Source organism: Brevundimonas sp. Marseille-Q4549 (assembly GCF_976940555.1).
This window is the reverse complement of sequence record NZ_CDRHXG010000001.1, coordinates 1,600,042-1,612,536: the sequence shown is the minus strand read 5'-3', so window position 1 is coordinate 1,612,536 and position 12,495 is coordinate 1,600,042. Positions and strand designations below refer to the sequence as shown.

The window sequence follows — 12,495 nt, the reverse complement described above, 5'->3', positions numbered from 1 at the left end:
TTTCGATGATTAGCTAATCATCACATCATGAGTTCGGTATTCAAGGCCCTGTCCGATCCTACCCGTCGCCGGGTGCTTCAGCTCCTGCGTCGGGGACCGATGAGCGCGGGTGAGATCAGCGACCGGTTCGACGTCTCCAAGCCCGCCATGTCGGCGCACTTCGCGGTGCTGAAGGAGGCCGACCTGGTTCATGCGGAAAAGGCCGGAAAGTCCGTCCTCTATCACCTGAAGCTATCGGTGCTCGAAGAGGCGCTGCTGGGCTTCGTCCAATCATTTGAACCCGGCGCGGAAACGCCCCGGTCCGCGGAGGAGACCACACGATGAGAAAAGACCTGATCCCCAGCCTGATCTGGGCCGGCGGCCCGATCGCCGTGGCCCTGGCCGCCTCGACCGCGCGCAACATGGGCTATCTCGACGGCGACACGGTCAACCGCATCGTCCTGGGCGCGACCGGCCTGCTGATCGCCTGGTACGGCAACCGCCTGCCCAAGACCTTCGCCCCCAGCGCCCACGCCCGCCGCGTCAATCGCGTCGCCGGCTGGTCGATGGCGATCAGCGGCCTGACCTACGCCGCCCTGTGGGCCTTCGCCCCCTTCCCGGCCGCCCAGATCGGCGGCTGCGGCGCGGTGATCGCCGGCATGGCGGTGACGCTGGGCTACTGTCTGTCGCTGCGGGCCAGGCCACGGACGGTCTGAACCTACCCCTCGTCCAACTGCTCCCGCGCCATCTCGGCCAGGTCGAAGAAGCGCTCGCGCACTTCTGCGGCATAGGGGTTGTCGCGTTCGATGGCGTGGAAGACGGCGGGGCTGTCGTGGCGGACCATGTCGACGGCCTGCATCAACCGCTCGAAGCTGGCCGTTGTCATCCGCGTCGGCAGGGGCTCCATCTTCAGCAGCACCCGCGCGATCAGATGGGTCAGCCCCTGAACCGTCGCGGCCTCGCGGTCGTGCTCTTCCGGCGTGACCTCGAACACCCTGAGCTTCAGCGCGCGCCGGCAGAAGGCGGCGACGCGCCGAGCGTCATTCCCGCCCCGTACCTCGCACACGGCGATCCTCAGCCCCGCGATCCCGTCGCGCGCGCTCTGCGGACCGAACAGCGGGTGCGTGCCGACGATCCGCACCGTGTCCGGCAAGATGTCCGCCATCAGACGCGCCGGCTTCACCTTCACCGAGCCGACGTCGATCACCAGGGCGTCGGGCCGCAGGTGCGGCGTGATCGCGCGGAGTGTCTCCTCCAGCGTCCCGACCGGCACGGCCAGGATCACCACCGGACAGGCGGCCGCCGTCGCCAGGTCGGCCAGGGTCGCCACCCCCTCGCCATCCGTCGCCACCGGATCGTGGGCGATCACCTCGAACCAGGCCGACAGATGTCGCGCCGTCAGCCGGCCGAAGGCGCCGAAGCCGATCAGGCCGAGACGGGGTTTCGCCACACCCACCGCCGCCCTATCCACTACCGTCGTCATCCTCGGGCTTGACTCGAGGACCGGGCGCGGATCGAGCTGTGCGCCTGCCGCTGACGCAATGCGGCGGCCCCTCCGGTCCTCGGGTCAAGCCCGAGGATGACGGCGTGGGGGTGGAAGGCGGAGCGAAGCGAACTCACAGCGTCTCCATGAACCGCACCGGCCGGCCGTGCGCCGATCCGATCAGTTCGCCGTCCTGCATCACCACCCGGCCACGCACGATGGTCGCCATCGGCCAGCCGGTCGCCTCCACCCCGTCGAACGGGGTCCAGCCGCAGCGCGTGGCCTGCTGGTCATGGGTGATCGTGCGCTTCGCCTTCAGGTCCACGATGGTCAGGTCGGCGTCATAGCTGACGGCCATCCGCCCCTTGTTGGCGGTGCCGAACACCCGCTGCGCCCCCGCCGAGGTCAGGTCGATGAACCGCTCCAGCGACAGACGCCCATTGGCCACCTGCGTCAGCATCAGCGGCACCAAGGTCTGCACCCCCGGCATGCCGGACGGCGAGGCCGGATAGGGTTTGGCTTTCTCTTCCTTGGTGTGCGGCGCGTGGTCGGAGCCCAGCACATCGGCCACGCCCTGCTGCATCCCCCACAGCCACAGGGCGTCCACATGTTCCTGCGACCGGATCGGCGGGTTCATCTGGGCGTAGGAACCCAGCCGTTCATAGGCTTCCGGCCCGACCAGGGTCAGGTGCTGGGGCGTGATCTCGACGGTGGCGACATCCTTGTGGAAGCGCAGGAACTCCATCTCGTCCCGGGTCGTGACGTGCAGCACGTGGATGCGCGCGCCCGTCTCCTTGGCCAGACCGACCAGACGGCGGGTCGAGCGGATGGCGCTTTCGGCGTCGCGCACCTCGGGGTGGCTGGTCCAGTCGCCGGCGCGGGCCAGGCCCCGCCGCTCCACCAGCCGGTATTCGTCCTCGGAGTGGAAGGTGGCGCGGCGGCGCACGTTCGACAGAACCTTCCTCACCCCCTCGTCATCGGCGATCAGCAGGTCGCCGGTCGAGGCGCCCATGAAGATCTTGACCCCGCAACAGCCGGGCAGCCGCTCCAGTTCGTCCAGATAGTCCGCATTCTCATGCGTGCCGCCGATGTAGAAGGCGTGGTCCGTCCACATCCGGTCCTTAGCGCGAACCAGCTTGTCGGCCATGGTGTCGGGGTCGGTGGTGTTGGGATTGGTGTTCGGCATCTCGAACACGGCGACGACGCCGCCCAGGGCCGCCGCGCGGCTGCCCGTCTCCAGATCCTCCTTCCACTCCAGCCCCGGTTCGCGGAAATGGACCTGGGTGTCGATGACGCCGGGCAGGACCGTCAGCCCCGCAGCGTCGAACGTCTCGCCCGCCGAGGCCTGGCTCAGGTCGCCGATGAAGGCGATCTTGCCGTCGATCACGCCCACGTCGGCCATGCCGCGTCCGGCGTGGTTCGCCACCTCGCCGCCCCGGACGATCAGGTCATAGGTCTGGGTCATCGCCGCACGTCCTCAATCCATTCACCGCCATCCTCGGGCTTGACCCGAGGATCGGAACGTCCGCATCGCAGAAATCGACGCGTCAGCAAGCCGCTTGTACCGGAATCCAGTCTGCTTGCGGAACCCCCGATCCTCGGGTCAAGCCCGAGGATGACGCAGCAAAACAGTCAGTGAGCCCGCGCCGTCAGCACCTTCATCGCCGTCTTCAGCACCCGTTCCCACGGCAGGTCCATCATGTGCTGGATCGCCTGGTTCAGACGCGGGTCCAGGGTCTTGAACTCCTGATAGGTGCGCGGTCCGCGCACGGCATGGCCCTTCCACGGGCCGCGCGTCGTCTCGTCCGAGGGGCCGAAGACGGCGATGGTCGGAACCCCCGCCGCCACGGCCAAATGCGTCCAGATCGAATCCGCCCCGATGTAGAGCGCCGCCTGAGAGATCGCCGCCGCCGTCTGCAGCCGCGTCAACCTGCCCTGTAGCTCGATCACCCGCGCGCGCGGCACGGCGTAGCGGATGGTGTGGGCCGCCTCGCGGTCGACCTCCTCGCCCACGATCATCAGCCGACCGCCCGCCAGCGGCCCGTCGTCGGCCAGCAGCTTGGTCGCCACCTTGGCGTAGCGTTCGGCCGGCCAGCGCTTGCCCATCCATTCCACGCCCGGACCGACCGCCAGGATCGGCCCGTCGCCGCCCGAGGCGGGAAACAACCCCTTCGCCTCGTCCAGCGTCTCGTCGGAGAAGAACAGGCGCGGGGCCGGCGTCTCATCCGGCTCCAGCTTCAGCACCGCCGCCGCCGCCTCGACCGCGTGCAGGCCCTCCGGCGTCTTGCCGCGCACCGCCCGTCGTTCGCGCCGCAGCTTGCCCGACAGGTCCGAGCCGCGCATGTCCACGATCAGGCCCCATTTGGTCCCGCGCACCTGGTTCCACAGGGCGATCCATTCGAAATGGCCCTCGCGCTCCAGCACGATGGTCTTGGCCAGGCGCGGAGTGTCGGCGAACAGGGGCGCGGAGGCGGCCGATCCGACGATGGTGAAGACCGCCTGCGGCAGGCTGTCGACCAGATGCGCCAGCACGCCGGACGACAGGATCGCGTCCTCCGCGTCCGCCTCGGCGATGTACAGGATGGGAAACCGCCCGATCATGACGTGTGGAATACAGGGATTCTATCGCAGGTTCAGCGCCAAACGACTGTTTCCACAGGCGGACGTCCTGCGTTACAGCGACGCGGATGAGCCAGCCGCCCTCCACGCCCGATCCCGCCTCCCTCGCCGCCCTCGACCGCTTCAAGGCCCAGCGCGTCACGGCCATCTATCGGCTGGACCTGATCGCCAAGGGGGCCGTGATTTCCTACGAGGACGGCACGCCGGTCGACATGGCGTCCGAAAAGGCCCGGCTGGAACAGATGGTCGCCGACATGGATCGCCGCATCGCCCAGCTTGAACGAACCCTGGGGTGAGCCTTCCCCTCCTCCCCGACCGGACCTGCGGCGGCTGCGTCGAATGCTGCCGGGTCATTCCGCTGGCCTTGCCCGAACTGGCCAAGCCGACCGGCGAGCTTTGCGCCTATTGCGTCGACGGCGCCGGCTGTTCGGTTCACGAGATCCGGCCGAACACCTGCCGCATCTGGTTCTGCCTGTGGCGGGTGATCGAACTGGACGAGGCGTGGCGGCCGGATCGCAGCGGCGTCATCGTGCGCCCGGACGGCATCGAGGACGGGATCATCACCCTCTATGTCCTGCGCCGCTCGGACTTCCTGGCCTCGACCGACCTGTTCGTCACCGTCGCCGGCTGGATCGCCGAGGGGATCGAGGTCGCGCTCAGCATTCCCGGCCCGGTCGGCACCTATCCGGCCCGCGCCGTCGTCACCGACTGGCTGCGCCCCGCGATCGAGGACGGCGACACGCAGGATTTCGTGACCCGTGTGATCCGCTCGCTGGACACCCTGGCCGAACACGACTTCCAGCCCGACGGCGTCGTGGCGCGTTACGCGGTGGTTTGAGAAGCGCTCTCAACATCCTATCTAGCGCCCATGTCCATCGCCCGCCTTTCCAACCGCGCCCTGATCTCGATCACCGGCGATGACGCCAGACCCTTCCTGCACACTCTGCTGACCCAGGATGTGGAGACGCTGACCGACGGCGAAGTGCGTTTCGGCGCCCTTCTGTCCCCGCCCGGCCGGCTGCTGTTCGACCTGTTTCTTCTGGGACAGGCTGACGGCGTCTTGCTGGACGTCGCGACCGAGCGCCGCGACGCCCTGATCCAGCGCCTGTCGATGTACAAGCTGCGCGCCAGGGTCGAGGTCGCCGCCGACGACCGGCCCGTCTTCGCCGCCTGGCCGGATGCGCCCGCCGGCTTCATCCCCGACCCCCGCACGCCCCTGATGGGCGGCCGTCTCTATGGCGAGGCGATTCCGGACGCCTCCGAGGCCGACTACGACGCCCACCGCCTATCCGTCGGCGTGCCCGATCCCACGGCCGACGCCCCGCAGGACAAGACCTATCCGATCGAGGCCGATTTCGACCTGTTGAACGGCATCGATTTCCACAAGGGCTGTTTCGTCGGTCAGGAGACGACCTCGCGCATGAAGCGCCGGGGCGCGATCAAGAACCGGATGCTGCCGCTGGACTTCGACGGCCCGGCCCCCGCCTTCGGCGCCGAAGTGCTGAAGGGCGAACTGCGCGCGGGCGAGGTGCTGTCGGGCCGTGACGGTTCGGTCATGGCCCTGCTGCGGGTCGACCGGCTCGACGGCGACCTGACGGTCGACGGACGCCCCGTGCGCTTGCGCAAGCCCGCCTGGATGGGCGAGGACGTCATCCCTTCCCCCAATGCGTGAGACCAAACCCATGAAGCTCGCCGACCACATCGTCCTCGTCACCGGCGGGGCGCGCGGCGTCGGCGCCGCCAGCGTCCGCGCCTTCGCCCGTGAAGGCGCCCGCGTCGTCATCAACTGGAGGAACAGCGGAGAGGCGGCGAACGCTTTAGCCGCCGAGATCGGCGACCGCGCCCTCGCCTTTCAGGCCGACGTGACCGACCGCGCGGCCGTGGACGCCATGGTCGCCCAGGCTCAGGCCCATTTCGGCGCGCCGGTCTCCACAGTCGTCAACAACGCCCTGGACTACAGTTTCAACGGCGACGCCCGCTCCCGGATGACCGCCATCGACTGGGACGAGATGGACCGCCAGTTCTCGACCGTCATGCGCGGCGCCCTGAACCTGATTCAGGCGACGGCGCCCGGCATGGCCGCCGCCCGGTTCGGCCGCGTCGTCAACATCGGCACCAACCTGTTCCAGAATCCGGTCGTGCCCTACCACGACTACACCGCCGCCAAGGCCGCGCTTCTGTCCCTGACCCGCACCGCCGCCGGCGACCTGGGCCCCGACGGGATCACCGTCAACATGGTCTCGGGCGGCCTGCTTCGCACCACCGACGCCAGCGCCGCCACGCCCGAGGCCGTCTTCGACCTGATCGCCGGCATGACCCCGCTGCGCTCGGTGACGACGCCCGAAGAGTTCGCCGACGCCGTTCTGTTCTTCGCCTCGCCGTGGAGCCGCGCGGTGACGGGGCAGAACCTGGTGGTCGACGGCGGACTGGTCAGGGACTGATCGCGCCTTTCCTCGACCGGAACATACTGGCAACATCGGCGCATGATCGATTCGAACGCCCAGGGCCGCTGCGGCTGGTGCGGGACCACGGACCCGCTCTACATCGCCTATCACGACACCGAATGGGGCGTGCCCGAACGCGATCCGCGCGCCCTGTGGGAAAAGCTGACCCTGGACGGGTTTCAGGCGGGTCTGGCCTGGATCACCATTCTGAGGAAACGCGAGGGCATCCGCGACGCCTTCGACGGCTTCGATCCCGAGATCGTCGCCCGTTATGGCGAAGACGACATCCAGCGCCTGCTGAATGATCCCCGCATCATCCGCTCGCGCGCCAAGATCAAGGCCGCCATCCGGGGCGCCCAGATCTGGCTGGAGATGCGCGACAAGGGCGAAGACTTCTCCGAATGGCTGTGGTCCTTCGTCGGCGGCGAACCGATCCACGCGTCCTTCGCCGATTATCGCCAGGCGCCGACCCAGACGGCGGAATCGGTCGCCATGGCCAAGGCGCTGAAGAAGCGCGGCTTCAACTTCTGCGGCCCCGTCATCGTCTACGCCTTCATGCAGGCCGTCGGCATGGTCAACGATCACCAGACGACCTGCTTCCGTCACGCCCAGGTTCGTGCGATGGGCGGCCATGGCTAAGTCGCCCGCGCCTTCCCGCGCCTCCCCGACCCTGACGTTCGAGACCCTGCTGGCCCAGAGGGTCAACGGCCCTGTCTGCGGTGTGGACGAGGCGGGGCGCGGGCCGTGGGCGGGGCCGGTGTCGGCGGGGGCGGTGATCCTGAACCCGGACGACCTGCCGCCCGGCATCGACGATTCCAAGGCCCTGACCGAGAAACGCCGCGACGAACTGGCGATCCAGATCAAGGCGCGGGCCGTCGCCTGGGGCGTCGGTTTCGCGTCGGTCGAGGAAATCGACGAACTGAACATCCTGAAGGCCACGGGCCTGGCCATGTGTCGCGCCATCGAACAGCTGGCGGTCACGCCGGTCGCGGCGCTGGTGGACGGCAACTATCGCTTCGCCCTGCCGTGCGAGGTTCAGACGGTGGTCAAGGGCGACAGCCTGTCCCTATCCATCGCCGCCGCCTCCATCCTGGCCAAGACGGCGCGGGATCGGCTGATGATCGAACTGGACGACCGCCATCCCGGCTACGGCTTCGCCAGACACAAGGGCTATAATGCGCCCATCCATCAGGCGGCCTTGCACAGCCTTGGTCCCTGCCCGGCGCATCGCCGCACCTGGGCCCCGATCCGCGCCCTGCTGGCCCAGGACTGAAAGCCGACGTCAGACGTGCATGAAGGCGCCCAGCATCGCGCCCATAAGGGCCGCAATGGCGACGCCGGCCAGGATAATGAGCCAGCGCGGCGGTGGGCGCAGCTGGGGTTCGGCGTCGATCTCATCCACCGTTTCGCGCCGGCCGAAGGTCTGGACGCGGGCGGTATCGCGCGACCGCATCATGGCGGGGTTCGCCTCGCGGGCGGATGATCCGGTCGTGGGCGGCGGCGACATCATGCCCCGGAAACGGCGGGTTCGGCCCCCGGTTCCTAAGGCCAAGCCAGAAACCTGAAAAGAATCAGGCCGCGACAGCCAGGGTCACGGGCCGTTCCGTCGCCACGAACAGATACTCGACGTTCCTCAGCCGCCCCACCTGGCCGACCTTTTCGCCCTTAGGATTGTGGATGCCGATGCGCGCCCCGACGTAGCGGGGGTGGCCGATCGCCACCACCTGCACATGGCCGCGCGCCGCCAGCATGGCCTCCAGCTCGGCCCGGCTCAGATAGCCTTCGTCGTTGAAGCTGACGATCAGGTTCGGCGCCCGGACCCCTTCGATCACTGACTTCAGGGCCGGGCCGATGCCGGGGCGGCTGTTGAAGGGGCTCTTGCGCGTCTTCACGTCCACCCGCTTGTTCGCCACCCCATAGGTCTCGGGCTTGTCCCACAGCACCAGGCTTTCCCAGCAGTGGTAGTTGGCCAGATAGGAGTGCTGGTTGTAGGGCGGGTCCAGATAGACAAGGTCCGCCTCCACCTGATCGGCCATCTGAACGGCATCGGCGCAGGTGGCGCGGCATCCGCCCGGAACGCCAGGGACAAGGTCGGGCAGCCGCAGATCTAGGGATTTCAGGGCCCGCGGCGCCCACTGTTTCATATAGGCCATCTGCACCCCGGCGGTGGAATCCACCCGATCCGCCCCCTCCATCAGGCTGACCAGGACCACGGCCTTCAGTTCCGGCTCCAGCGCCAGGGTCTCGATCCGCTCGCGCATGGCGTCGATCCGCGCGCCGTTGTCGGGGTGGAAATAGCGCGCATCGTGGCAGAAGGTCTGGGTGAACCAGCCCGCTTCGGGTTTCACGCTCCGCAGTTCCGCCAGAACCGTTTCGGCCTTGTCGGCCCACCGCTCCCGATCCGCCTGGACATAGGCGGTGGCCAAGGCGTGAGCATAGGCGTTGTGGTCGTTCGACCAGACCGAGAAACCCTGTTTCTTCAACGCATGACCGACCCGCGCCGTGCCAGAGAACAGGTCGCATACCCGCCCGCCCTGCGGCAGCACGCCCGACACGGCGCCTGTCACCCGGCCCAGCAGGGCGCGCTTGGAGCCGATGTATTTGATCATGCCGCCCGCCGACTCATACCCCGAGACTAGGGCCTGACGTCCGCGATAGGAACCGTGTCCGCCTTCAGCGCCCCTTGCGGCCGCCCTTGACGCTGGGCGCATGGGCCAGACGCAGCAGGTTCGCCGCCCCAGGCGCGCCGAACGGCGTGCCCGCGAGGATCAGCACCCTCTGCCCCGGCTCGGTCAGACCATATTTGACCGCCCCGTTGACGGCGTCGTCCGTCACGGCCTCCAGCGAGTCCGGCTGGTCGCCCAGCCGCGTCTCCAACCCCCAAACCAGGGCCAGACGCCGCGCCGTGTTCGGATTGGGCGTCAAAACCAGGATCGGCTTCAGCGGCCGTTCGCGCGCCATGCGCCGCGCCGTGCCGCCCAGGGTGGTGAAGACCACCAGACAGCCGGTCGACGGGGCGCTGGCCGCCATCGCCGCCGCACCCACCAGGGCGTCCACGTCCTGTTCGTCCATGCCGGGCTGTTCGGCCCGCATCAGGCTGGGCCACATCGGATCGCGTTCGACCCGCTCGATGATCCGGCTCATGATGCCGACGGATTCCAGCGGATAGTCGCCCGAGGCCGTCTCGGCCGACAGCATCAGGGCGTCGGCGCCTTCGTACACGGCGTTGGCCACGTCCGTCGCCTCGGCGCGGGTCGGGGCCGGGGCGCTGGTCATGGATTCCAGCATCTGGGTGGCCACGATCACCGGCACGCCGCGATTGCGGGCGGCGCGGACGATCTGTTTCTGCGCCACGGGCACGTCCTCGGGGTCCAGTTCGACGCCCAGGTCGCCGCGCGCAACCATGACCCCGTCGCAATAGTCTAGAATGGCCTCCAGATCGGCCAGGGCCGCAGGCTTCTCGATCTTGGCCAGACAGGCGGCCTGGCCGTTCACGATCCGCTTCAGCTCGGCCATGTCCTCGGGCTTCTGAACGAAGCTGAGGGCCACCCAGTCGACGCCCAGACGCAGCGCAAAAGCCAGGTCTTCGCGGTCCTTGGGGGTCAGGGCGGACACGGGAATGACCGCCTCCGGCACCGCGACGCCCTTGCGGTCCGACAGTTTGGAGCCGCTTTCGACCGTCACATCGGCCCAGTCGTCGGTGCGCTCGCCCACGCGCAGGCGCACCCGCCCGTCGTCCAGCAGCAGCAGCATTCCGGTGCGCAGGGCCTTGAAGATTTCGGGGTGCGGCATCTGCACCCGCGTTTCGTCGCCCAGCTCGGGATTCAGGTCGAAACGCATCCGGTGGCCCGGCTTGACCGAAATCTCGACGTCCTTGAACCGACCCAGCCTCAGTTTCGGCCCCTGCAGGTCGGCCAGCACGCCCAGCGGCCGCTGCAAGGCCATCTCGGCGCCGCGCACCGCCTTCAGGGCGGCGGCGTGGTCTTCGTGCGAGCCGTGGCTGAAGTTCAGGCGGAACACGTCCACCCCGGCCTGAGCCAGGGCCTTGACCGTGCCGGGCGCACGGCTGGCGGGCCCCAGTGTCGCGACGATGCGGGCGCGGCGGGCTCTGTTCATGGACGTTTCCTGTCAGCTCTCAGATGTCACCCTTGCGGACGACACGGGCGATTTGCCCCCTTGTGCCTTTGAAACTTCCTTAGCGTAAGACCGCCGCGCCGCCGGGAAACACGAGTTTATGGCGCCGAAACAGGAGTTTATCGCGCAGGCGTCGATTCCGTCGCCGGACAGTCCGAAACCGCGAACCCGTTCAGGTCCATGCAGCGGCCCTCGACCTTCGGCGCGGGCACGCCCATCACGTGAGCCAGGGTCGGGGCGATGTCGACGGTGCGGATCGGCAGGAACCGCTCCTCGCCATGGGCGCCGGGCCACCAGAAGATGATGGGCACGCGGCGATCAAACTCCCACGGGGTGCCGTGTCCGGCCAGGGTTCCGCCGACGCGCCCGCCCAGATTGGCGGCCTGGGCGAAGGCGATCATGATGTCGGGCGAACGCTCCGGCACGGTCGACAGGCGCATCCGCTCGCGCACCGTCATCATCTCGGGCTGGCGCGTGTCGGGCAGCGGATCGGTCAGCAGTCGGTCGCGCGTCTCGACAAAGGCGACGTCGGGCACGGCGCGCAGCATCTCTACGGCGGCTTCCGCCACCTGGGTCCGCAACGGATCGGGCAGAGAGCGCAGTTCCTTGTCCGCCACCATCAGGCCGCTGCCGCCCATCTGCAAAGGATTGGCGTCCAGATTGAAGCGCTGGCGCAGCGTGGCGTTGATCGCCGCGATCGGCGCCAGGTCGACGCGGTGCGCGTTCGGATAGCCATGCTGATGCAGGCGTTCGACAAAGTCCGAACCGCCGTGGTCCGCCGTCAGAACCACCAGCGCGCCGCCCGGAACCTGAGCCAGCTTGTCCAGGAAGGCGCCCAGGGCCGCGTCCAGACGATACATCTGTTCGCACATCTCCGGCCCCTGGGTGCCGAAGGCGTGGCCGATGCGGTCGGTGGCGGACAGGCTGACGCCCAGCATGTCGGTCGTCGCGCCCTGCCCCAGCCGCTGGCTGTCCAGCAGATATTCGGCAGCCTTCAGCGTCTGTTCGTCCAGCAGGGGCGAGGTGTCGAACTTCAGCCCCGCAGGCGGCAGGACCGAATGGAAGGTCTGGCCGCGAATGGTCCAGTCGCCCGCCCGCGCTCGGCAATCGTCATGCTGATAGTCCCAGGTCACGGGATTGGCCGCCATCCAAGCCTTGAACCCGGTGTTGAAAGCCGTCACCGGCGCCAGCCTGGCCTCGGCCGTCTGGCCCGGCTCGACATAGGTGGTCAGGCCGAAGCCGTCGGTGAACCAGAAGGCTTGGCCCTGATGCCCCGCCAGATTGATGGCGCCGCGATCCTTGCCCGAGACGGCCATGACCCTGCTGTTTGGGCTGACAGCCTTCAGCCAGTCGCCGACGGTGGTGGCGCGCAGCTGGTCCGGGCCGACGGGGCCGTTGTCGGTGTCGTCACGGCCATGCGCCAGATGGTTCTGCGGCGCGGCCAGGCAATAGACTTCCTTGCCTGTCGCGGCATCGATCCAGTCGTTGGCGGGGATGCCGGTTTCTGCGGGATGCATTCCCGTGAGGACGGTGGAGTGACCGGGGCAGGTCTCGGTCAGGCCGTGGGTCTGATAGCCGTTGGTCGACACCAGCCCCTGATCGGCTATGCGGCGCAGGCCGCCCGTGTACCGGCTGCGGTACTGGTTGAACAGATTGGCGCTGAACTGATCGACCACGATGGTCACGATCAGCTTCGGCGGCGCGACGGCGGCGACGGTCTGAGGCGGCGCTTTCCGGGCGACGGCAGGCGCCGCCGTCAGGCCAAGCGTGACGGCGACGGCGGCGAGGACAGCGACACGCGACAGAGACATCTCTTCACTCCAGAACAATCCTGGG

At 68.4% G+C, this 12,495-nt stretch carries 15 protein-coding genes; 8 read left to right on the top strand and 7 right to left on the bottom strand.

All coding sequences use genetic code 11. From position 1 onward, the window contains the following. The first annotated feature begins 27 nt into the window (after positions 1-27). Together ACWPV3_RS07820 and ACWPV3_RS07815 are read left to right on the top strand one after the other, a co-directional pair. On the top strand, positions 28-324 hold the full coding sequence (locus ACWPV3_RS07820) for an autorepressor SdpR family transcription factor (RefSeq protein WP_453977505.1): 297 nt from the start codon (positions 28-30) through the stop codon (positions 322-324). Further along, positions 321-695 (top strand): ammonium transporter, encoded by a 375-nt coding sequence (locus ACWPV3_RS07815; RefSeq protein ID WP_453977504.1) that lies wholly within the window; start codon positions 321-323, stop codon positions 693-695. Before ACWPV3_RS07820 ends, ACWPV3_RS07815 begins: the two co-directional genes overlap by 4 nt. 2 nt (positions 696-697) lie before the next feature. On the opposite strand, the gene ACWPV3_RS07810 is transcribed toward ACWPV3_RS07815, so the two are convergent. From ACWPV3_RS07810 to ACWPV3_RS07800, 3 genes are all read right to left on the bottom strand, one after another. Continuing rightward, a complete protein-coding gene (locus ACWPV3_RS07810; RefSeq protein ID WP_453977503.1) occupies positions 698-1,429 on the bottom strand; it encodes a prephenate dehydrogenase/arogenate dehydrogenase family protein in 732 nt (243 codons plus the stop codon). A 166-nt stretch (positions 1,430-1,595) separates the two neighbouring features. Continuing rightward, positions 1,596-2,927 carry a dihydroorotase gene (locus ACWPV3_RS07805; protein WP_453977502.1) on the bottom strand — a complete coding sequence of 444 codons (1,332 nt, stop codon included), beginning with the start codon at positions 2,925-2,927 and terminating at the stop codon, positions 1,596-1,598. 167 nt (positions 2,928-3,094) lie between these two features. After that, complete coding sequence (locus ACWPV3_RS07800; RefSeq protein WP_453977501.1) at positions 3,095-4,063, bottom strand: glycosyltransferase family 9 protein; 969 nt, start codon at positions 4,061-4,063, stop codon at positions 3,095-3,097. A gap of 86 nt (positions 4,064-4,149) precedes the next feature. Here ACWPV3_RS07800 and ACWPV3_RS07795 point away from each other — a divergent pair, with 86 nt between their 5' ends. From ACWPV3_RS07795 to ACWPV3_RS07770, 6 genes are read left to right on the top strand one after another with little or no spacing between them, the layout of a single operon-like run. Beyond that, entirely contained in the window at positions 4,150-4,377 is a 228-nt protein-coding gene (locus ACWPV3_RS07795) for a hypothetical protein (protein WP_453977500.1), read from the top strand. After that, positions 4,374-4,919, top strand: coding sequence for a hypothetical protein (locus ACWPV3_RS07790; RefSeq protein ID WP_453977499.1), 546 nt, complete (start codon positions 4,374-4,376; stop codon positions 4,917-4,919). The genes ACWPV3_RS07795 and ACWPV3_RS07790 overlap by 4 nt, the downstream gene beginning before the upstream one ends. A gap of 30 nt (positions 4,920-4,949) precedes the next feature. Continuing rightward, positions 4,950-5,753, top strand: a complete 804-nt coding sequence (gene ygfZ / locus ACWPV3_RS07785) for a CAF17-like 4Fe-4S cluster assembly/insertion protein YgfZ (protein WP_453977498.1) — start codon at positions 4,950-4,952, stop codon at positions 5,751-5,753. A gap of 10 nt (positions 5,754-5,763) precedes the next feature. Continuing rightward, positions 5,764-6,522: a 3-oxoacyl-ACP reductase gene (locus ACWPV3_RS07780; protein WP_453977497.1), complete on the top strand. Its 759-nt coding sequence runs from the start codon at positions 5,764-5,766 to the stop codon at positions 6,520-6,522. 42 nt (positions 6,523-6,564) lie between these two features. After that, positions 6,565-7,164, top strand: coding sequence for a DNA-3-methyladenine glycosylase I (locus ACWPV3_RS07775; RefSeq protein WP_453977496.1), 600 nt, complete (start codon positions 6,565-6,567; stop codon positions 7,162-7,164). Further along, positions 7,157-7,798 carry a ribonuclease HII gene (locus ACWPV3_RS07770; RefSeq protein WP_292178565.1) on the top strand — a complete coding sequence of 214 codons (642 nt, stop codon included), beginning with the start codon at positions 7,157-7,159 and terminating at the stop codon, positions 7,796-7,798. The genes ACWPV3_RS07775 and ACWPV3_RS07770 overlap by 8 nt, the downstream gene beginning before the upstream one ends. A gap of 9 nt (positions 7,799-7,807) precedes the next feature. On the opposite strand, the gene ACWPV3_RS07765 is transcribed toward ACWPV3_RS07770, so the two are convergent. The 4 genes from ACWPV3_RS07765 to ACWPV3_RS07750 form a co-directional block, all read right to left on the bottom strand. After that, the gene (locus ACWPV3_RS07765) at positions 7,808-8,077 is read right to left on the bottom strand and encodes a hypothetical protein (RefSeq protein ID WP_453977495.1); all 270 of its coding nucleotides are present in this window, start codon (positions 8,075-8,077) and stop codon (positions 7,808-7,810) included. A 19-nt stretch (positions 8,078-8,096) separates the two neighbouring features. Then, a complete protein-coding gene (locus tag ACWPV3_RS07760; RefSeq protein ID WP_453977494.1) occupies positions 8,097-9,134 on the bottom strand; it encodes a DNA adenine methylase in 1,038 nt (345 codons plus the stop codon). Between the two features lie 64 nt (positions 9,135-9,198). Beyond that, positions 9,199-10,641 carry a pyruvate kinase gene (gene pyk, locus ACWPV3_RS07755; protein WP_292087363.1) on the bottom strand — a complete coding sequence of 481 codons (1,443 nt, stop codon included), beginning with the start codon at positions 10,639-10,641 and terminating at the stop codon, positions 9,199-9,201. Positions 10,642-10,778: 137 nt separating this feature from the next. Further along, on the bottom strand, positions 10,779-12,470 hold the full coding sequence (locus tag ACWPV3_RS07750) for an alkaline phosphatase family protein (RefSeq protein WP_453977493.1): 1,692 nt from the start codon (positions 12,468-12,470) through the stop codon (positions 10,779-10,781). Between the last annotated feature and the right edge of the window lie 25 nt (positions 12,471-12,495).